A 22,413-nucleotide genomic window follows, 5' to 3' on the forward strand; every position below is an offset into this window, starting at 1 on the left:
ATGAGTGGATTACAGCAATTATTTTACTTGCATGGTGTTGGCTACGATTATGTTAAGTACACCGGTGAGCATGTCATTTTTGATCAAAATACCCGTAGCCAAGCGTTACAGGCTTGCGGCATTGATACCAACGATGAGCAAATTATCGCTGAGTTAAATTATCAGCTAGACGTGGTTCAGTGGCAATCGGTAGTACCTGAAGTCAGCTTAGTTGATGCTCAGTGTAGTACACTGAGCATCAAAGTACCTGCGCATAACAGAGTTACACATGGCGTCATATCAGTTCGAACTATCAACTACGAGCATAATTTTGATACTGCGCATTTAAAAGTTACCGGTGAATATTATTATGACAATATAACGTATTTGGAACTAGAGGTACCATTGCCACCGATGCCTATTGGCTATCATGATGCTGTTATTTCGTTACCTTGGGGTCAATATAATACCCAAATCTGGTCTACTCCAAACCAATGTTTCAATCCCATAGAAAAAAAGCAATTAGGGATATCAGTCCAACTGTATACGCTAAAAAGCGAGAGAAATTTGGGGATAGGGGACTTTTTAGACCTCGAAGCGTTAATTATTGCCTGTGCTAAATCAGGCTGCGACTTTGTCTTACTTAACCCTCTGCACTTATTGTTTCCAGATGAGCCAGATAGAGCCAGCCCATATAGCCCGAACCATAGGGGATTAATTAATCCACTTTATATTTCATTAGATAACTGCCGTTGGGCACATGACAGTGATGAATATAACGCACAGTTAGAAGCTGCGTCCAAGCTTTTAGAAACTCAAAAGCAAGAACAATACATTAATTATAGCTTGATTAGTGACGTTAAACATTCAGTTCTACAGGGACTATATAAAGGGTTTAAGTCTCATGCACCCGAGGATTTAAAAACACAATTCATTTGCTATCAATCTGAGCAAAGCTCTTTGCTGACAGGCTTAAAGGGAGCGGGCTTCGCTGTTTTTTGCCAATGGCTTGCCTCAAGACAACTGCAGAGGTGTCAAGAAGTTGCAAAGCGAAGTGGGATGTCGGTTGGGTTAATAAATGACTTAGCGGTAGGTTGTGCAGAAGATGGCATTGAATATACAGAAAATAGTCAATTATATGCTGGAAATGCAAATGTTGGCGCGCCACCGGACCCTTGGGCTGAAGGGGGACAAAATTGGGGATTGCCCGCTTTAGATCCGGTGAAGATTAAACATAACCAGTTTAGTTTTTTTAAAACATTAGTGCGCAGTAATTTAAATTATGTAGGTGGACTGCGCATCGATCACGTAATGGCATTGCGCCGGCTTTGGTGGTGTTTACAAGTAGAGCAGGAACAAAGTGGTTGTTATGTTTATTACCCCTTTGAACATTTAATGGCGATATTGAAAATCGAGTCAAATATTGCTCAGAGCATGATCATTGGAGAAGACCTCGGGGTTGTGCCGCCAGAGGTGGTTACTTCAATGAAAGAAGCGTCATTATTTGGAAATATTCTTTTCTATTTTGAAAAAGACCATCATGGAAACTTTGTACCACGTGATTGTTTGCGTGAAGATACGATTTTGATGGTTGCTAATCATGATGTTCCTCCATTTAAGGGCTGGTGGTACGGTGATGATTTGCAACTTAAGTACACTTACAATTTGATCACAGAGCGTGAACTCTGTACCGAGCAACAGAAGCGAAGTGTTGAGCGGCAACGATTGTTAACCTGGCTATCAGAACATGGCAAAAATGGTCTGACGCAAAGTAGTGAGTCGGGTGCGATTTATCAGGCGTTACTGATTGTATTGGCAAGTTCACCATCTAAACTCCTTTGCCTTCAACTCGATGATTTAGATTTTCAATCATTACCAGTAAATATACCAGGAACAGATAAAGAGTACCCTAATTGGCGAAGACGTTTGACGCATTCAATTGACGATATTTTTGCGGAACACGCCCATTTCATTAAAAATTTAACGGATATTAGGACAGGTCATGAATAGCATATTAAAACCAACCAATAAGATACATGACTATTCAGCGCAGCTGGCAGCACTCCAAGCAGGGGTATTTGGTGACCCATTCTCGTTTTTAGGAGCGCATAAACTCAGTGATACAGAGTACGAAGTACGCGTTTATTTGCCGAGTGCGAAGCACGTTTCGTTAGTAGGAAAAAACCATAAATCCGTATTTAAACGTTATGTGAACAGTGATTTATTTTTAGTAAGAGTGAATAAAGATGATCTGCCAATTCCGTACAAGCTAGATGTGGCATATGCAGACCAAACAGTTTTAAAAGACGATGTCTATCGTTTCGGTAGTAACTTAAGTGACAGTGTATTGTACTTATTTAATGAGGGGACACTGGAGCATGCATATCGCCATCTTGGCGCCCATTTTGTCTCTCATGAAAATGTAAGTGGTGTACGATTTGCTGTGTGGGCTCCGAATGCACAAAGTATTTCGGTCATTGGCGAGTTTAATTGTTGGCAGCGAACAGAGCATTTCATGCGTAAGCATCCAGCCAGTGGTATTTGGGAATTGTTTATACCAGCACTGAACGCAGGGCAAATATACAAGTATTCCGTTGTTGACAGTTACGGGAATGTGAATGATAGAGCGGACCCTTTTGCTTTTAAGATGCAACAAGCGCCAGGTACCGCCTCTGTGATACAGCCTTTGACCGTAAGAAAAAAACCTTCATCTAAGCAGTTAAACAGCAGAGCTAAACGGAATAAAATTGACGCCCCTATTAGCATTTATGAAGTGCAGCTTGGTTCATGGAAACGCCGCGCTGAAGAGGGTAACCGCTTTTTAACCTATCGCGAATTAGCGGATGATTTGCTTCCTTATGTAAAGGACTTAGGCTTTACACATCTGCAGTTAATGCCTGTGAGTGAATACCCTTTCGATGGGTCATGGGGCTATCAACCAGTTGGTTTATTCTCGCCGACAAGCCGTTTTGGGAGTTACGATGATTTCGTTTACTTTGTTGAACGGTGTGAAGATGAAAACCTAGGGCTTTTAATCGACTGGGTGCCAGGGCACTTTCCTTCAGATCCACACGGTTTACATAAATTTGATGGCACACATTTATACGAGCATGCCGACGTTAGGCAAGGTTTCCACCCAGACTGGAATACCTATATTTATAATTACGATCGACCAGAAGTAAAGAGCTTCCTGCTTGCTAATGCGATGTATTGGCTTAGCGAGTTTAACCTCGATGGGTTACGGGTGGATGCTGTCGCATCAATGCTTTACTTAGACTACAGTCGTAATGATGGTGAATGGATTGCAAATAAACATGGCGGACGTGAAAATCTAGGCGCAATTGCATGTATTCAAGACGTAAATAGTCGATGTTATGGACACAACCCAAATATTATGATGGTTGCAGAAGAGTCAACAGCATGGCCAGGCGTCACTAATAGTGTTAATAATAACGGGTTAGGCTTCGGGTTCAAGTGGAATATGGGGTGGATGAATGACAGTTTAAATTATGTCAGTCGCGATCCCATTCATCGCCGTTATCATCATCATGAAATGACATTCTCTATGGCGTACGCTTATTCTGAAAACTATATCTTGCCACTTAGTCATGATGAAGTCGTTCATGGCAAAGGGGCATTGTTGAGTAAAATGCCCGGAGATGATTGGCAACAGTTTGCAACATTGAGAGCGTATTACGGTTTTATGTATGCACATCCGGGTAAAAAGCTGTTGTTTATGGGGAGTGAATTGGCACCTCGGTCAGAATGGGATCACAATCAAGGCTTAGATTGGCAATTACTTGATTCAGCAGCTCATTCGGGAATACAAGCAACGGTCAAATTATTAAATCACGTCTATAAAAAACAAAGCGCATTGCATGAATGCGATAACTCACCAGCGGGCTTTCAGTGGATTGATGGTGATAATGCGGAGCAAAGTATCTTTAGCTTTGCCAGATATGGTCATTCTAAAGATGATCTTATTGTGGTCATTAGTCACTTTACCCCTCAAGTGTTTCACCTGTACAGAGTTGGCGTACCGCAGCGAGGTGTGTATGAAGTTATCTTAAATACAGATGATGAAAACCTGCATGGCTCTGGCGTGAAGGCTGTTGCAGCGAAACAGCAATTAATTGAATCAACGTCAACCCCTGCGCATGGCTTCGACAATAGTATTGTGCTTACAATTCCTCCTTTAGCCACTGTGTACTTAAAGCGAATTACGGGTTAACCAATGTTAAATTCATGTCGTGGCAACTGTGTGCGTTTTGGTAGTGTAGTAAAAGAATCTGGCGTAAATTTTGCGGTGTTTGCGCCGTATGCTACCCAAGTTTATTTGTGTCTTTTTGATACAAGTGGTCACTCGCAAATTGCAATGATCGAGATGTATTTGCATGAGGGAGGCGGTTGGAGCGTATTTGTTGAGCCATTGAGAGAAAATACCCTCTATGGATATCGAGTGGATGGTGATTATGACCCGAATACAGGGAGATTATTTAACGTACATAAATTACTGATGGACCCATATAGTAAAGACTTCTTTGGGGAATTTATGTGGAGTGAACGGCATTTCTGTCATATGCCAGTAGGGACATTGAGTACTTTGGATAACGCCATTGATATGCCTAAATCTAAAGTGAGCAATATATCTAAGTATGTGGAAGAGCGACCAAATCATGCATGGTCAAAAACGGTTATTTATGAGTGTCATGTTAAAGGCGCAACCTTTAAGCACCCTGACGTTAACCCTGCATTTCGAGGTAAATTTTTAGGACTCTCAGACCCAGCATTTATACGTCATATCAAACGTCTAGGGATAACAACGCTAGAGTTATTGCCTGTGCATGCATTTGTGAGTGAGCAATTTCTTATCACAAAAGGGCTGCGGAACTACTGGGGCTATAACACGCTAAGTTATTTCACACCTCATAAGTCTTACTTGGTAGACAATGATATAACTGAGTTCCAACGTATGATGGCGACCTTACATGAGGTTGGAATTGAAGTCATTTTAGATGTGGTTTTCAACCATACTGCAGAAGCTGGAATTGATGGTCCGACTTTGTCATTAAAGGGGTTAAATAATCTTGGGTACTATCGACATGTATTAGGGGAGCCCAGTGTATATATTAATGACACCGGGTGCGGAAATACTCTCAACATTGACGATCCACAAACATTACGATTGGTTTTAGATAGTTTGCGATATTGGGTCGAAGTAATGGGCGTCGATGGGTTTAGATTTGACTTAGCCACCATTTTAGCACGCACAGAACATGGTTTTAATGCACGACATGCATTTATGCATGCGGTGTTACAAGATCCTGTTTTGAGTAGTGCAAAGCTCATTGCTGAGCCTTGGGATATTGGTCCTGGAGGGTATCAGTTAGGGGCTTTTTTGCCACCATGGCGAGAATGGAATGATAAATATAGGGATACTGTTAGGCGTTTTTGGCGCCAAGACGAAGGTGTGTTGCCTGAATTAGCTAAGCGTGTACATGGCTCAAATGACATATTTGAACACAATCGGCGGGGTCCTTTAAACTCAATAAACTTTGTAACGAGTCATGATGGATACACGTTAGCGGATTGGGTGAGTTACGAAAATAAGCATAACCTCGCTAATGGCGAAGTGAATCGAGACGGACATAGTGAGAATTATTCGTTCAATTGCGGTGCTGAGGGATTTTCTACCGATATGAAAATAAGTAGCTTAAGGCTAAAAATGCAAAAAAATGCATTGGCCACGCTACTTTTATCTAAAGGGGTGCCAATGCTTGCAGCTGGTACTGAATTTTCTCATTCTCAAGGCGGTAATAACAATGCTTATTGTCAAGATAATCGAACGAACTGGTTAGCGTGGAAATCATCTCAGCAGGATCATGAATTGACGTTCTTTATTCAAGATTTATTGGCGATTAGAAAACAGTTTAGTGTTTTTCAACATCCTTTCTATGTTCACTCTGATGATAGTCGATTCTCGGTAAGTTGGCTTGATGAAAATGGCGCACAAATGAAAGAGTCGGATTGGCATAGCGAAGGGCGAAAGTGGCTTTTATATTCAATTCAAGATCGCCAATTAGAGGAGGCATTGTTTATTGTATTTAATGCGCATGATGCTTGTTTAGACGCAAGATTACCCAGCGCACCGTTTTCAAAACATTGGCAACTTGCATTAAGTAGTTGTGATTCAGCCAAATATGATAATGCACAAAGCATGTGCACAATCTCAGCCCAATCCAGTTGGGTATTTACATCGCTAAAAGAGGGAAACATACATGGCTAATAAAGGCACAAATGTATGCGTCGTAAAACACTGGCAAGATGCACCTAAGCTAGATGAAAGTACATTGAACGATGATTTAACACGTCATTTTTATTATACCTTAGGCCGCGACCGAGTGGGTGAGTCACAATTGTATCTCTACCATGCTTTGGCATTGACAATTAAAGATCGCATGGTTGCTCGATGTAGGGCAACTAATTTGCATCTAACGTCAAAAAAAACACGTAAAGCAGCGTACTTATCTCTTGAGTTCTTAATGGGGAGAGCGTTGGGTAATGCGGTACTTAATTTAGATCTACAAGAGTCCACGGCGCTTGCACTTAAGCAATATTGCAGCGAGCTAGAAATTGTTGCTGAGGCTGAGCATGATGCCGGGCTTGGTAATGGCGGGTTAGGTCGCTTAGCAGCCTGTTTTTTAGATAGTTGCGCGAGTCTTGCGTTACCCGTAATAGGATATGGGATTCGATATGAGTATGGCATGTTTAACCAAAGTATTGAAAAGGGGCATCAGATTGAACAACCTGATAATTGGTTAAGAGAGGGGCATCCTTGGGAGTTGAGTGCGCCTGATCAAGCTTGTAGAGTTAAGTTTTTTGGTCGAGTTGACAGTTATAAGAGTAAGCAAGGGCGAAATGTTCGTTGCTGGGTAGACACTCAAGATGTACTCGCAGTGCCGTACGATGTTCCTATCCCTGGTTATAAAAATGGGGTTGTTAACACATTACGGTTATGGAAATCGGAAGCGACAGATGAATTTGACTTAAATGAGTTTAATGCGGGTAGTTATTCTGAAGCTGTGGCCCGTAAAAATATGGCTGAACAGATCACCATGGTTTTGTATCCTAATGACAGCAGTGAGAACGGCAAAGAATTACGTTTACGTCAGCAGTACTTTTTATCAAGTGCGAGTTTACAAGACATACTTAATAAATGGGTAGGCCAGTATGGTGCGGAGTTTTCAGATTTCGCGAAATACCATGTGTTTCAATTAAACGATACGCATCCGAGTATTGCTGTTGCCGAGTTGATGCGTTTATTGGTTGATGAATATGATATTGACTGGGATAAAGCTTGGTCCATTACTACAAGTACCATGGCATATACTAACCATACGCTATTACCAGAAGCGTTAGAACGTTGGTCAGTGCCTTTATTTAGCAAATTATTACCTAGATTACTTGAAATTATTTACGAAATTAATGCTAGGTTTTTAGCTGAGGTCGCATTGCAGTGGCCTGGCGATATAGATAAGCAAAGAGAGCTATCTTTAATAGAAGAAGGGGATGTGCCACAGGTTCGTATGGCGTATTTAGCAATTGTTGGAAGTTACTCGGTAAATGGGGTCGCTGCACTTCATACGCAATTGCTCAAGGCTGGCTTATTTAAAACATTTTATGAATTATGGCCTGGCAAATTTAATAATAAAACAAATGGTGTCACGCCGAGGCGTTGGTTGGCTCATTGTAACCCAGCTTTAAGTGAGTTAATCACGAGTAAAATAGGTGATGAATGGGTTGCTGATTTTAGTCAAATTGAGAAAGTGAGACGTTACTACGATGACAAAAACTTTCATAAGCAATGGCAACAAGTTAAGTATCAAAATAAGGAAAGACTAAGTGCTTTAGTACAAGCACGCTGTGGTGTTGTGTTTGATCCAACGATGATGTTTGATGTTCAAGTTAAGCGCATACATGAATATAAGCGGCAACTTCTCAATGTATTACATGTGATCCACTTATATGACCGAATTTGTAGAGGCGATGTAGAAGGCTTTACGCCACGCTGTGTATTAATTGGTGGGAAAGCTGCGCCTGGGTATTACATGGCGAAGAAAGTTATTAAGCTCATTAACAATGTAGCTGATGTTGTTAATCAGGATAAGCGTGCAGCTGGACTGTTACGAGTGGCATTTATCCCCAACTATAACGTTACCGCAATGGAAACAATTTGTGCGGCAACGGATTTATCAGAGCAAATATCAACTGCGGGCAAAGAAGCTTCAGGCACAGGTAACATGAAGTTCATGATGAATGGCGCGATAACAATAGGCACCTTAGATGGTGCAAATATTGAAATTAGAGAGCAAGTTGGTGCAGATAACTTTTTCTTATTTGGAGCACACGCAGCACAAACTGACCAGATCCGCAGTAATTATGACCCCATTTCAATTATTGCCGAAGATGAAAACTTAAAACGAGTCATTGCATTACTTGAAAGTGGTCATTTTAACTTGTTTGAACCACATATATTTGACGATGTGATAAATGCCATTAAATGTTCTACCGATCCTTGGCTTGTCGCACATGACTTTGCAAGTTACGTAGATGCACAAAACCTCGCATCTAAAACGTATCAAGATAGTAAAACGTGGACACGAATTAGTATTTTAAATACGGCGGCCAGTGGAAACTTTTCTAGTGACCGAACAATTTCACAATATAGTAATGAAATTTGGCGACTTGAGCCAATGCAATAGCCCTGCAAGGATATATGGAGAAGATGAATGCCTAGTTACGCAAACCGCTACATAAGTAGTTTAACAAGAGAGACATACGCCCTTATTTTGGCTGGTGGCCGAGGTTCACGTTTGCATGAGCTGACAAATTGGCGCGCTAAACCAGCGGTTTATTTTGGTGGTAAGCACAGAATTATTGACTTCCCTCTGTCAAATTGTATCAACTCAGGAATACGTAGAGTGGGTATTGCAACTCAATACAAGTCGCACTCTTTGATACGCCATGTAAATAGAGCCTGGGGCCACTTCAAAAAAGAATTGGGAGAGTCTGTTGAGATATTGCCTGCATCACAGCGATATGGAGATGAGTGGTACTGCGGCACAGCGGACGCCGTATTTCAAAATATGGATATTATTCGTCATGAGCTACCGAAGTATGTGATGATCTTATCAGGCGACCATGTTTATAGAATGGATTATGGTGCGCTGTTAGCGAAGCATGTTGAAACCGGTGCAGATATGACGGTGTGTTGTATTGAAGTTGAATGTGAAGAAGCTGCCAACACATTCGGTGTTATGACAGTAGACAAAGATAAGCGTGTTAGAAGGTTCGATGAAAAACCTGCTGAGCCATCATCGATACCGGGCAAAGAGGGTATATGTTTAGCTTCAATGGGGAACTATGTATTCAATACGGAATTTTTATTTGAGCAATTAAAGCAAGATGCTGAAAGAGAAGGTTCTGGTCGCGACTTTGGACATGATATTATTCCCGCTATTATCGAAGAACATAATGTTTTTGCATTTCCGTTTAGAGATCCTAGTCATGAAGGACAACCCTATTGGCGTGATGTGGGTACTATAGATTCATTTTGGGAAGCCAATATGGAGTTGGTGTCACCAGAGCCTCAATTAGACTTGTATGATCCGACATGGCCAATTTGGACTTACCAAGAGCAATTGCCACCGGCGAAATTTATATTCGATGATGAAGAACGAAGAGGTATGGCTGTAGACTCGACGGTGTCTGGTGGTTGTATTATTTCAGGGTCAGTGGTTAGGAAATCGTTGTTGTTCTCTAATGTTCACGTGCATTCGTTTTGCGAAATTGAAGGTGCAGTGCTATTACCTGGCGCGATAGTTGAGAGACATTGTAAAATTCGTAATGCTATTGTAGACAGAGGGTGTCATCTACCTGAAGGGTTAGTATTAGGTTTTGATGCGGACGAAGATCGCAAAAGTGGCTTCCGTGTGTCTAATAAAGGTATAGTATTGGTAACACGAGAAATGCTAGTGGCGTATAGTCAACGTAAAGAACAAGAAGCGTCCGAGCTTAAAACAGCGTAGTAAGGCGAAATATGCGGGTATTAATGGTTGCAGCGGAGAATGACCGCTTACCAAAATGTAAAGTGGGAGGGGTAGCCGATGTTATTCGAGATATCCCTTACGCATTAGCAAAGCACGAAGTTGAAGCACTAGTAGTTGTGCCTGATTATGGTCAAAATGATCTAAATAGAACTTTTGTAGGTGATATCGCAGTACCATTTAGGCAACACTTGGAAACTGCGACTTTATGGGAAGTCGAGCGAGGCGAGGGGGTAATACAATATGTTATTTCCCACTCCCTCTTTAGTGCGCACGGTGGGTCAATTTATTGTAACGATGATGAGCAACGTCCATTTGCAACTGATGCGAGCAAGTTTGCTTTTTTTAGTGCTGCCGTAAGTGAAGCGATAGAGCATGGTCTATTCCAGAAACTCGATGTATTACATCTACATGATTGGCATGCAGCATGTGTTGCAGTCTTGAAAGAGTTTAGCCCTCGTTTTGTTCGATTGAAGACATTAAGAACTATTTATACGGTGCATAATTTGGCATTACAGGGGATCAGGCCGTTTAAGCATGATGAATCGAGCCTAGAGGCTTGGTTTCCTACATTAAGTTATGATGGACAAATGCTGTGCGATCATCAGTACCCTCATTGCTTTAATCCAATGCGCAGTGCAATCACATTGTGCGATAAAGTGCATGTTGTTTCACCGAATTATAGCAATGAAGTATTGCGTAGTAGTGAACCTGACAGAGGTTTCTTTGGTGGGGAGGGACTAGAGCATGATATGCAGATTGCCAACCGCTATGGGAAGTTAGTCGGGATCTTAAATGGATGTGAATACCCTCATAAGCAAGAGTCAAAAGGCGATCAAACGATGTTTCTTAATGCGAGTGAAGCACTTTTGTTTGAGTGGATGGCAAGCTCGCCGCAACTGTCTTCTAGCCACTATCTTGCGCATCAGCGCATCAAGCAGTGGCGAGAAGCTCAAGAGCAAGGGCCTGTTGTCACGAGTGTCGGGCGACTGACAGATCAAAAAGCATTACTTTTGAGGCAGGAGGTAAACACTGGGGTTTTATTGGATGAACTCTCAAGTATCGCTGCTAAAATAGGGGGACGAATCATAGTTTTGGGCTCTGGCGATACTAATTTAGAGTTTACTTTTACTCAAGTGATGGCTCGAAACGAGAATGTACTGTTTCTAAATGGATATGGGCAGCATTTAGGAGATATGCTTTATGAGCTCGGAGATTTGTTTTTGATGCCAAGCTCGTTTGAACCATGTGGCATTAGCCAAATGCTGGCAATGCGGGCAGGACAACCCTGTTTGGTGCACAAAGTGGGTGGTCTCAGCGATACAGTCGTTCATTGTGAAAGTGGTTTTGTATTTGAAGGGGAAGACTTGGATAAACAACAAAGTGCATTAATTAGTACGTTTACTTCAACACTGGCAATGTATGATGAGGATAATGAAAAATACAACCAAATACGCGAGTGTGCACGAACACAGCGTTTTGAATGGCATAATGTAGCGAAAGATTATATTAATTTACTTTATTCCACTATGTAAAATTCAGAAAGTATATCTTTAAAAAGCAGGCCTATGGCCTGCTTTTTGTCATTTGGCTGCTATATTTATGCGAGGGTGATTTTAGTAATCTCTTTGTTCTATATGATTTTTAATCATTTATGGTTAAAATAAGTGTATCATTGCAAACCAAAGTACTATCTCCTGGGTAGTGATCAGCAAGGAGCCACCATTTGAAGGTATTTGTAGCTAGGCAAGCTATTTTTAATCGAAAAAAACAGGTTGTTGCATACGAGCTGTTATTTAGAGATGGGACGAGTAATAGCTTTCCTAATGTGAGTGATGATGCTGCAACCGCAAAATTGATCATGGATAACCAACTCAATCTTGGAACGCGTTATCTTACATCAGGTAAAAAAGCGCTCATTAATATAGGTCCAGATTCTTTAACGCAGGAGTTGGCGCAATTTTTACCTGCGCACGACGTTATCTTGGAGCTGCTAGAAACGATAGAACCAACAGCTGAAAATTACGAATTAGTAAGAACGCTTTTCCACAGTGACTATCGTTTGGCGCTTGATGACTTCGAGTACACCAAAGATTGGGAACCTTTTCTTAAACTGGTAAGACTCGTTAAGTTTGATATTATGCAAAGCCCTTTATCAAGCATTGAACCTTTGGTTAATAACTTTAAACGTCGAAAGAATATGAAGTTACTGGCGGAAAAGGTTGAAACGGAAGAGGAGTTTAAGCAAGCATATGCTATGGGTTTTCATTTTTTTCAAGGATACTTTTTCGCAAAACCGAAAGTCATAGAACAGAATGACATTGAAATTAACTATGCTGTTGCAATGCTGATTTATGCAGAGGTGCTTAAACCTCATATGAATATGGTACGGGTGGCTGAATTATTTGCACAAGATACAGCGTTAGCATACAAATTACTTCGTTTATTAAACTCAGGGGTGTTTCCTATAAAAAACAAAATAGAGTCTCTTAAACAAGCATTAGTGTATTTAGGTAATGAACGAACGAAGAAGTTTGTGGGACTGATTATGACTGCACATATCGCAGAAGGTAAGCCAACAGAGCTAACTCGGCTGAGTATTGTTAGATCGCGGTTTTGTGAGTTAATCGCAAGAAAACTCAGTCCTAATATGGCGGGTATGAGTTTTTTAACTGGCTTATTTTCGTTACTCGATGCGATATTGGATAAGCCAATGACACAAGTTATTAATCGCTTACCGTTTCCCGAGGCGCTTAGGGATGCGCTAATCGGTGAGCCCAATATTCTTTATTACATACTGAATGTAGTTAAAGCGTATGAATCGGGAAGTTGGTGGCATTTGCAAGAGGCGTGTACCTTACTTAACTTGGAAGATACTTGCTTACCAGATTTTCACGCTTCAGCGATTAGTTGGGCTGATATGTATAAAGATAGAGTGTGAGCATGGCGCGTATTGCAACACTAGATATAAACCGAGGTATTGCAGTACTTGGGTTATTATTTTTGAATATTTACTACTTCTCAATGTTTGAAGTGGGCTATGTTAATCTACCTGTAGTGCCTTTATCAGATTCTGTTATTGATTGGATCAATGCACTGCTACTTGACGGCCGATTTCGAAGTTTGTTTTGCTTATTATTTGGCGCTGCCTTGTGTTTGCAAATGGATAAAAATGGCAGTGATAAGCAAATTAAAGACCGGCTTTTTTGGATCGTGACAATAGGCCTACTCCACGGTTATATTCTTTGGCCTGGTGACATTTTGGTCAGTTATGGTTTGGCCGGGTTTATCGCATTAAAGTATATAGATGCAGGGCCATCTCGGCTAATTAGACATGGCTGTGGTTTTGGCTTGTTTGGTGTTTCAATGATGCTTGTATTGGGATCTATAGATGTGGCAGATCCCATTATTAGAGGGAGTAGCGAGTTTTATGAAATAGTAGATAATTTGCCAAGAGATGTCATGTCACATTTTGGACATAATGGTGTGTATTATTCAATTATGTTGCTTATCATGCCGCTGATCACACTTTGGTATAGTGCGGGCTTGATGATTGCGGGAATTTACTGTTATAAACAGGGGATTTTTAAACATGGCTTATCAAATAACGCAAAGCCATTAGTTATTACCGCAACAGCTTTGCTGTCCGTAGGTACGATTTATCTTAAGGTTCTGGACATTAACTCTTTGTCGGTGTTAGTAGATAGTCTTATTTGGGTCAACGCGTTTGCGGGGGCTTTATTAATTATTCACTGTGTGGTGAAAATGAGCCGTAAGGGTTTTCAATTTTCTTGGCTTCAAGCGGTGGGACGCATGGCTTTGACACTTTATGTATTTCAATCAGTACTGATGGTGTCATTCTTCTATTGGGTTATGCCTAACGGATATGAACAATACAATCGTATGGAATACATGGCTATCGCTCTACTTTTGTCTCTTTTTCAATTGCTTATTGCGCCGCTTTACTTTCGCTTTTTCAAACAAGGACCACTAGAGTATCTATTGAAGAGGCTGTGTTTGCGCAGTAAGGAGGCAGATTATGTTTAGAGTTAGATTATCACTGTGGTTAATTGGTGTGTTGATGCTACCTCAAGAAGGGGCTGCTAAAAGTGAGTTTTCAGTATTGTTCGTTAACCCATCGGTTGCTGGAGAGCCATTTTGGCATAAAGTTCAAACGATTACTGAGCAGGCTGCCGCCCAACTTAATGTCAAAATTGATACGATTTACGGAGAAGGGAATCGCCATATTCAACTGGCGGAATTGAAAAAATATTTAAATTATCGTGCGGCACCAGACTATGTCATTCTCATGAATTATCCTGGAGGTGCTGAGGCGACATTAGAGCTGTTAGATAAATATGGAATTAATTTTATTACATTAGAGCAGACAATTACTGGTCCTGAAAGGCATGCAATAGGAAACCCTCATGAACGTTACCCAACATGGCTCGGAGAGGTGTTTCATGATAATTATGATGCGGGAAGCAGGCTTGCAGAAGCGCTCGTGCTAGATAGTGATATACACATAAAAGAAATTAAAGCTATCGTAATTAATGGCCATTATGGTTCTGAATCTGATGTGCGAAGTCAAGGCGCAATCGATTACTTTAATGAACAAGGCGTTAAGTTACACCAACAGGTTCATGCAAGTTGGTCCAAAGAGCAAGCGTATGATAAAACCAAGCGACTATTATCACGCTATCCAGATACGAATTTAATTTGGACTGCCTCAGACCTAATGGCAATGGGAGCTCTTACTAGGGTTAAGTCTTCGAAAATACCTCACAAAGTTGCCATCGGAGGTTTTGATTGGCTAGGTGATGCCATTGAGCTTGTAGATAATGGCGATATGAGCGCAACAATTGGTGGCCATTTTATGATGGGAGGATGGGCACTCGTTAGTCTACGTGACCATTATCATAGCCACCCATTTTGGCAAAAAAACACCATGTTAAGTTTTAAACTGGGTGTAATTAGCCGCAAAAACTTAGACGACTTCAGATGGATAGTACATAGCCCAGACTGGTCATTGATTGATTACAAAGCGATGAGCTTGATTGGGACGAAAAAGTTGACGTATGACTTTAATTTAACTCAGTTACAGCGAAGTGCAGAAAAATAAGAAATTTAACAACGGTTAGTTTAGAATACGGTTTTTTCTTCAGGTAAGAGTAACAAGTGACGCAATTAACCCGCCTAAATAAATATATAAGCGAAACGGGATTCTGTTCTCGTCGAGAAGCTGACAAACTTATAGAGTCAGGCCGAGTTAGGGTCAATAATGCTCTACCTGAAATGGGCGTAAAGGTGAGTGATTCCGATACAATTACTGTAGACGGTAAGCCTCTAAAAGCGAAGCCTAAATGTGTATATATTGCGTATAATAAGCCAGTTGGGGTCACGTGCACGACAGAACGCAAAATTAGAAGTAATATTGTTAGCGCGATCGACTATCCTGAGCGCATTTTTCCAATCGGTCGATTAGACAGGCCTTCTGAGGGGCTCATTTTTCTGACGAACGAAGGTGATATCGTCAACAAAATATTGCGAGCGGGGAATAATCACGAAAAAGAATACGTGGTTACTGTTGATAGACCAATTAATAAACGGTTTATTGAACGAATGGCTGGTGGAATTCCAATTTTAGACACAGTCACCAAAAAGTGTCAGGTGAAACAAACGTCGAATAAAGAGTTTGTGATTGTGCTAACTCAAGGGTTGAATCGTCAGATCCGACGTATGTGCGAATATTTAGGCTATGAAGTTGAAACGTTAAAGCGTGTGCGTATTATGAACGTAAGAATGGAGGGTCTCAAACCGGGTCAGTGGCGCCATTTAACGCAAAAAGAAATGAATGAAATAAATAGCTCTATCGAATCGTCAGCTAAAACGGAAGAGGGCTCAATTGACCCAAATAAAAGGCCGGAAAGAAAGCCAAACGTTCACGATAAAGAGCAAGCTGATAGAAAAGGAGTTAATCGTGAAGAACATTCAAAGTCACAGCGAGCATCGCAGCGAAATGACGTAAAAGCGCAGCATAAAGTTGAGAAAAGCGCGCCTAAACCTAAAAGAATGAATAATAAGGTGTCAACGACAAACAAGCCAGTTAAACGCAAAGGTGGCACACTATCACTGAAGAAATAATAAAAGGCCCAGAAGGGCCTTTTATTGGTTTATGGGAAGAACTAAGATGTACTCGCTTCGTGTTTAATGCCAAATAATAGACAATACATAACAGGCACAAATACGAGAGTTAATATTGTTGCAAAGCCAAGTCCAAACATAATTGTGACTGCCATAGACTTGAAAAACACATCAAATAATAGTGGGATCATCCCTAAAATGGTTGTAATTGCCGCCATGGACACTGGTCGAACTCGACTGACACCAGAGTCAAATACGGCCATGTAAGGTGGCTTGCCTTCTTGCAATTCTAGGTTGATTTGATCAACAAGTACGATACCATTTTTAATTAACATACCAGATAAACTTAATAGCCCAAGCAGTGCCATAAAACTGAATGGCGCGTTGAGTGAGACTAGCCCAGCTGTTACACCGATAACCGCAAGTGGCACAGTTGACCATATTACTAATGGCTTTTTAACCGAGTTAAACAGCAATACGGTGATCATGAACATCGCCAAGTATCCGATAGGTAATGAACCAAAAATAGCTGTTTTTGCTTTTGACGATGATTCAAATTCGCCGCCCCAGCTCATTTCATAGCCATTAGGGAGTTCAATTGCTTCAATGTCATTGCGCACGCGGTTAAATAGTTTTGCAGGTGTTTCATCACCAATAACATTATGATCTGCCATAACGGTAATCGTGCGTTTTCTATCCCGCCGCATGATCAGTGGGTCTTCCCAGAGCACATTAAAATCGTCGACGATTTGGGTTATCGGAATGTATACATTGAGTAACGGGCTAAATATCTGTAAATCACTGAGGTTTTCTATATTCTTACGCTCTTCTTCTGGAGAGCGCGCGACGATGGGCAACAATTGTGTACCATCTCTATACAGGCCAACTTTATTACCAGACACACTGGTAAGCAGTAATTGATCAAGGTCTGATTTACTTATGCCTAATCGACGTGCTTTCTGCTCATTAAATTCAGGACGGATTACTTTGGTTCTTTGACGCCAATCGTCTCGAATGTTAAACGCCTTAGGATCTTTAGCGAGCATTATTTGAGCTTGTGCAGATAACCGACGAAGGATAACGGGATCAGGGCCTGAGAAGCGAGCTTCAATTTTCGCTTTGGTAGAAGGACCTATCTCCATACGTTTGATGTTTAACGTGCCAGTTAAGACATGTTGTTTTTCAAACTCTCTTAACTTCGCAATCATATTGGTGACCGCTTCACGGTTTTTAACACGGACAATGAGTTGTCCGTATGCGTCATATTGTTGCTCAGGAGAATACGTTAACATGAAACGTGGGGCGCCTTGCCCAATTGTTGAGGTAACTTCTAGCACTAAATCGTCATTTTGCAAAAATCGTTCTATTTTCGCAAGATTATCAGCTGTACTACGAATGTCAGCGCCTTGATAATGCCAATAGTCTACGTAAAACATAGGGGTGTTCGATGACGGAAAAAATGATTGTTTAACTGACTTAAATCCAAACAAAGACAGGCCGAGTAACGCAATCATGATCATAACTGTAGATAGCCTGTATTTTAAAGCGGTGCTCAGTAGAGCTTTATAAAGTGTGAATATCATGCCTTGATATGGGTCTTGCTGTTGCTGTTGTACTTCTTTACTTGCAATCGTCTCCTTAAAAAGTAAATCAGCAAAAAATGGTGTCAATGTAATTGCAGTAACCCAGCTTAACAATAATGAAATAAGTAGCACCCAAAATAAAGAGCCTGCAAATTCGCCACTGGCATCACTACTTAGACCAATAGGAGCGAAAGCGGTAATGCCAATAACCGTTGCGCCTAATAAAGGCCACTTTGTTTGCTCCACAATATTGATGGCTGCTCGTAGCTTAGTTTGACCACGTTTTAAATTGATCAAAATCCCTTCAGTCACAACAATGGCGTTATCGACCAGCATACCCAAAGCGATAATGAGTGCACCCAGAGAAATACGCTGTAGATCAATTGCAAATAACTTCATAAAAATGAAAGTACCAAGGACTGTCAGAAGCAATACCGCACCGATTAATAAGCCACTTTTTACACCCATAAACAGCAATAAGACCACAATAACGATTGCCACGGCTTCGATAAGGCTGATTATAAATCCATCAACTGATTTTTGTACTTCATTAGGTTGGTGGTATACCGCATTAATTTCGATGCCATGCGGTCGCTGATATTCTAGTGAAGCAAGGTGTGCCTCCATTGCTTGACCAATATCGACAACATTTACACCAGAGCTAAAAGAGACACCTACGAGTAGAGCTCGCTGTTCATTAAACCGTGTAATGTGCTGCGGAATTTCTGCATATTCACGACTCACGCTGGCAACGTCACCTAAATATATAAGCTCTTTTGCGCCAGGTTTGGATATCAACAAATGTTCTAGTTCTGTGACATCTTGGAACTCACCCGTTGGATGGAGGCGAATAGACTCGGCGCCAACTCTTATTTTTCCAGCATTTGAAACGCTGTTTTGCGCTTCTAAAAGTGAGAATATACGAGAAGGGGCAATACCGAGTTGAGACAACTTATGTGTCGCAATTTCTACAACTACTTGAGCTTGTTGTTCTCCTGCTACAGTGATTTTACTCACCCCTTTAACCAATACAAGTTCACGCTTTAGATAATCAACATAGTCTTTGAGTTCATCGTAGGAGTACCCATCTCCTGTAACCGCATACATAACCCCATATACATCTGCAAAATCATCAATAACTTTAGGTGTGTAAACACCTGGTGGTAGGCTAGGGGTTAGATCATTAACTTTACGGCGCAGTTCATCCCAAATTTGTTTAAGGTCATTCTTACGGTAGGTGCTCTTCATCTCAACGGATATTTGTGATTTTCCTGCGGATGAAATCGACGTAACGTAATCAACATAGGGGAGCTGTTGTATGGCATTCTCAATTGGAAAAGTGACCTCTTCTTCAACTTGTTGTGGAGAAGCGCCTGGGTACATTGTCACTATCATGGCTTTTTTTAAGGTAAATTCTGGGTCTTCAAGTTGGCCCAAACCAAAATAGGAAATCGCGCCAGCCAAAAGTAGCAGCAATGCAAACATCCAACTTATTACTTTGTTTTCAATTGACCATTTAGCTAAGCTCATTGTTATAGCCCTCGTTCTTTAGCCCAAGGTCGTACTCTTAAACCTTGTTTTAAATGGTGTACACCCGCACCGACGACAATATCTGTGTTTGAAAGGCCTGACAATATTTCTATACCTTGGTCATACATATCACCCACAGTGACCGGATGCATAGAAATCGTCTGAGTTTGTTCGTTGTACAACCATACATAGGCATTGTTGGCGAGTTGATCTGTTTGCTTTGAAAAAACGGCTTCAACTGGAACAAACAGCTTTTTGGCAGGCAGCTTTGTTACTTTACTGTGATCTATATATACATGACCACTCATGCCAGCAAGCAAATTAAAGTCCTTAGGTATTGGTAGGGTAAATACGACTTTGTAACTTAACGTCGCTGGATCTGCCTGTGTATCCCACTCTTTAATGGTCAGCTGATATGATTTAGACGGATAGCCGTCAAAAACTACACTGGGGTGATAATCTAGATCTTTATTAACACGAGCCACCAACTTTTCTGGTACTTGTATGATCACATCCATCATGTCTCTGGTTTCTAGACGAAGGATGTTTTGCTTGGCGACCACACTTTCATAGTTTTTAACAAACACTTTAGCAATTGTGCCACTAAATGGTGCTCTCAATTCTGAGTTTTCAAGATTGGTTTTGGCAATTTTAAACGCAGACTCAGCGACTTGTTTGTTGGCAAGCGCTTGGTCAAATTCAGACTTGGTGGCGATTGATTTATCGAAGAGCGATTTTATCCGTGCTAGTTGTGAACGCGCCAATTCAAATTGTGCACTACGTTGCTCGTATTGTAACTGTAGATCCTCAGGGTCAAGTTTTGCTAGCAACTGGCCTTTATCAACATGCTGCCCAGCAAGAACAGGAAATGCAAGCAATTCACCATTGACTCTAAATGCAAGATAAGAGCCTTGGTTTGCAACCACCTCAGCAGGAAAGCTGCGAACTAACCCTTGCTGGGAATCAGTCACGGTCACTAATTTTACCGGTCTAATAACCTCGGCTTGTGAGTTCTGTTCTGTGGCATCTTGGCAGCCGAGCAATAAAAATAAGGCGATCGTAATAGCGGTGGACCTTAGCATGGTAAAACTCCATCTTAAATTCAGTGTATTAATAATTGTGGTGCACGATATAGAAAAGCACGATAAAATAAAAATTATATAATATTTGAATTTATATAAATATTTATTATGAAGATCAGTGATATTGAAATGTTACACGTTGTGGCCCATTCCCGAAGCTTAAACGAGGCGGCACAAAAGCTATATAAAACGCAGCCTGCGATCACGCAGGCTATGAAACGACTTGAAAGTCAATTGGGGTTTAAGTTGTTCGACAGGCAAAATTATCGCGTGGTCCTAACGGAGCATGGCCAGCGATTTTATAAAGAGTCTACGAAGTTAATTGGAATAAGAGATGATTTACAAATCATGGCCAATGAATTCTCAGCAGGAAACGAAGCAAAGTTAACGATATGCTATGAACCACTATGCCATCAAAGTGCTTACAATCAAGTTATTGCGTCGGTGTTTAAGCAGTACACTCAAACAGAAATAGCCATTACCAGTGGCAAGCGGTTTGTCGCGTTAGAACAAGTTAACAGCGGCGATGCAGATTTAGGCATTGGGCCGTGGTTTGACTTGTTTCATTCCACAGGAGATTTAGACTCGATTGCAGTAGGGGAGTTTAAGCTTGGACTAGTCGCAAAAACAGGTTTATTGCCCAGTGCCTTACCTTATGAGGCGCTTGCCAATTACCCATGCTTAGCTATGTTCGAAAGTGGTTTTGATTTTGATAGTGAGCGGCTTGCTTATGTTCGCGGCACAAATGTAATGAAACTCGATGATATCGCATCAATTAAGTCATTTTTATTATCGGGGTTAGGCTTCGCAATGATAAGCCTGAGCCACTGCCAAAATGAATTAGATGCAGGATTACTAGAACGCATTACGATTACCGACCGACAAGACTCTTTTACTGCGGGGATCCATGTATTTCGCCAACATAATAAACACCATGGACCCGTAGCTCGTAAAGTATGGTCTGATTTTCAAGAATTAGGGAAAGTGTATGGAAGATGAGCATAAGCAATTACTGTTTACATTAATAGGCAGTGTTCCCAGTGGTAAAGTTGTGGCTTATGGCCAATTGGCTACCTTAGCTGGGTTACCCCGTCAAGCGAGGGCCGTAGGTCGGCTATTGAAAAACCTTCCTGAAGGTACAACATTGCCCTGGCACCGAGTGGTAAATAGTCAGGGTAAGATCTCATTTCCTGCTGGCTCAGAAAAATTTAATGAACAAAAAGGACGCTTACAAGAAGAAGGAATTGTATTTAAAAATGATAAAATTAATATGACGGAGTTTCAATGGTGTTGAGTAATCGGGGCTATAAATGATGTAGTTGATCTGATAGTCCCTGTGCAGCGTATTATTTACAAAGTTATCTAATGTAATCGTTGCCAATGAAATGTGCTATTTTCCCGCTCCCGATCTTTTTACTGCCACAAGGGTATACTCGCTTACGAATTTTTGAAGAGAGATATCTTCGCATGGTAAAAGAGTCGTTAAAAAGCGAAACAGGATTTGTGCTGTGTAATACCGACAATACAGCCAATAAAGGGGCAATATATGAAGGTGTTTATGTTGAAATTGTGGATTTTTCGCAAGATGAAAGCGGCTATCTTCTTGTCGATGTTTACGCTTTATCCAGTGTGAACATTACCAATGTTGTCGAGGATAGCACTCAGCTTCGCTATGGAGATATGATCTTTGAAAAAAGGCCGCTTTGGAGAAGCAATTTAGATCCTAAGCGCTGTCATCATATTGAATTGGCCACAATGTTAGAAGAAACATTCAAAAATCATCCACATATTAGCTCACTTTATAAAAAACAAGCTTTTGATACACCGGTTTGGGTCGCTTCTCGATGGCTGGAATTATTGCCACTTGAGAATGGACAAAAAGAAAAAATAAAGACTGTGACAGACTTTGAACAAGTTGTTGATTTCCTTCATACTGTTTTAATCGAATCTAAGTGATCGCTCTGGTAATAATATACGTATTGTCTTTTA

Annotated in this window: 15 protein-coding genes; 13 read left to right on the forward strand and 2 right to left on the reverse strand. The window is 41.0% G+C overall.

The features are described 5' to 3' along the window. From malQ to rluF, 10 genes are all read left to right on the forward strand, one after another. The gene (gene malQ, locus J8M01_RS14950; RefSeq protein WP_211058530.1) at positions 1–1,989 is read left to right on the forward strand and encodes a 4-alpha-glucanotransferase; all 1,989 of its coding nucleotides are present in this window, start codon (positions 1–3) and stop codon (positions 1,987–1,989) included. Continuing rightward, complete coding sequence (gene glgB / locus J8M01_RS14955; RefSeq protein ID WP_211058531.1) at positions 1,982–4,210, forward strand: 1,4-alpha-glucan branching protein GlgB; 2,229 nt, start codon at positions 1,982–1,984, stop codon at positions 4,208–4,210. Before malQ ends, glgB begins: the two co-directional genes overlap by 8 nt. 3 nt (positions 4,211–4,213) lie before the next feature. Continuing rightward, on the forward strand, positions 4,214–6,265 hold the full coding sequence (glgX, locus tag J8M01_RS14960; RefSeq protein WP_211058532.1) for a glycogen debranching protein GlgX: 2,052 nt from the start codon (positions 4,214–4,216) through the stop codon (positions 6,263–6,265). Continuing rightward, a complete protein-coding gene (locus tag J8M01_RS14965; RefSeq protein ID WP_211058533.1) occupies positions 6,258–8,741 on the forward strand; it encodes a glycogen/starch/alpha-glucan phosphorylase in 2,484 nt (827 codons plus the stop codon). Before glgX ends, J8M01_RS14965 begins: the two co-directional genes overlap by 8 nt. A 27-nt stretch (positions 8,742–8,768) precedes the next feature. Continuing rightward, positions 8,769–10,067 (forward strand): glucose-1-phosphate adenylyltransferase, encoded by a 1,299-nt coding sequence (gene glgC / locus J8M01_RS14970; RefSeq protein WP_211058534.1) that lies wholly within the window; start codon positions 8,769–8,771, stop codon positions 10,065–10,067. An 11-nt stretch (positions 10,068–10,078) separates the two neighbouring features. Beyond that, positions 10,079–11,620 (forward strand): glycogen/starch synthase, encoded by a 1,542-nt coding sequence (locus J8M01_RS14975; protein ID WP_211058535.1) that lies wholly within the window; start codon positions 10,079–10,081, stop codon positions 11,618–11,620. A gap of 191 nt (positions 11,621–11,811) precedes the next feature. Further along, complete coding sequence (locus tag J8M01_RS14980; RefSeq protein WP_210994867.1) at positions 11,812–13,026, forward strand: HDOD domain-containing protein; 1,215 nt, start codon at positions 11,812–11,814, stop codon at positions 13,024–13,026. A gap of 2 nt (positions 13,027–13,028) precedes the next feature. Then, complete coding sequence (locus J8M01_RS14985) at positions 13,029–14,132, forward strand: DUF418 domain-containing protein (protein ID WP_211058536.1); 1,104 nt, start codon at positions 13,029–13,031, stop codon at positions 14,130–14,132. Continuing rightward, positions 14,125–15,207 (forward strand): ABC transporter substrate-binding protein, encoded by a 1,083-nt coding sequence (locus J8M01_RS14990; RefSeq protein WP_247671154.1) that lies wholly within the window; start codon positions 14,125–14,127, stop codon positions 15,205–15,207. The genes J8M01_RS14985 and J8M01_RS14990 overlap by 8 nt, the downstream gene beginning before the upstream one ends. A 56-nt stretch (positions 15,208–15,263) precedes the next feature. Continuing rightward, entirely contained in the window at positions 15,264–16,229 is a 966-nt protein-coding gene (gene rluF / locus J8M01_RS14995) for a 23S rRNA pseudouridine(2604) synthase RluF (protein ID WP_211058537.1), read from the forward strand. A 41-nt stretch (positions 16,230–16,270) separates the two neighbouring features. Here rluF and J8M01_RS15000 read toward each other — a convergent pair whose 3' ends face one another. Together J8M01_RS15000 and J8M01_RS15005 are read right to left on the reverse strand one after the other, a co-directional pair. Beyond that, positions 16,271–19,342, reverse strand: a complete 3,072-nt coding sequence (locus tag J8M01_RS15000; protein ID WP_211058538.1) for an efflux RND transporter permease subunit — start codon at positions 19,340–19,342, stop codon at positions 16,271–16,273. 2 nt (positions 19,343–19,344) lie between these two features. Further along, a complete protein-coding gene (locus J8M01_RS15005; RefSeq protein ID WP_211058539.1) occupies positions 19,345–20,424 on the reverse strand; it encodes an efflux RND transporter periplasmic adaptor subunit in 1,080 nt (359 codons plus the stop codon). A gap of 108 nt (positions 20,425–20,532) precedes the next feature. On the opposite strand from J8M01_RS15005, the gene J8M01_RS15010 reads away from it, so the two are divergent. The 3 genes from J8M01_RS15010 to J8M01_RS15020 all read left to right on the forward strand — a co-directional run bounded on the left by J8M01_RS15010 (position 20,533) and on the right by J8M01_RS15020 (position 22,380). Continuing rightward, positions 20,533–21,423 carry a LysR family transcriptional regulator gene (locus J8M01_RS15010; RefSeq protein ID WP_210994873.1) on the forward strand — a complete coding sequence of 297 codons (891 nt, stop codon included), beginning with the start codon at positions 20,533–20,535 and terminating at the stop codon, positions 21,421–21,423. Further along, complete coding sequence (locus tag J8M01_RS15015; RefSeq protein ID WP_211058540.1) at positions 21,413–21,718, forward strand: MGMT family protein; 306 nt, start codon at positions 21,413–21,415, stop codon at positions 21,716–21,718. Before J8M01_RS15010 ends, J8M01_RS15015 begins: the two co-directional genes overlap by 11 nt. An 86-nt stretch (positions 21,719–21,804) precedes the next feature. Beyond that, positions 21,805–22,380: an LON peptidase substrate-binding domain-containing protein gene (locus tag J8M01_RS15020; RefSeq protein WP_211058541.1), complete on the forward strand. Its 576-nt coding sequence runs from the start codon at positions 21,805–21,807 to the stop codon at positions 22,378–22,380. The last annotated feature ends 33 nt before the right edge of the window (positions 22,381–22,413 follow it).

It is taken from the genome of Pseudoalteromonas sp. MMG005, assembly GCF_018101015.1.
GTDB lineage: Bacteria > Pseudomonadota > Gammaproteobacteria > Enterobacterales > Alteromonadaceae > Pseudoalteromonas > Pseudoalteromonas aurantia.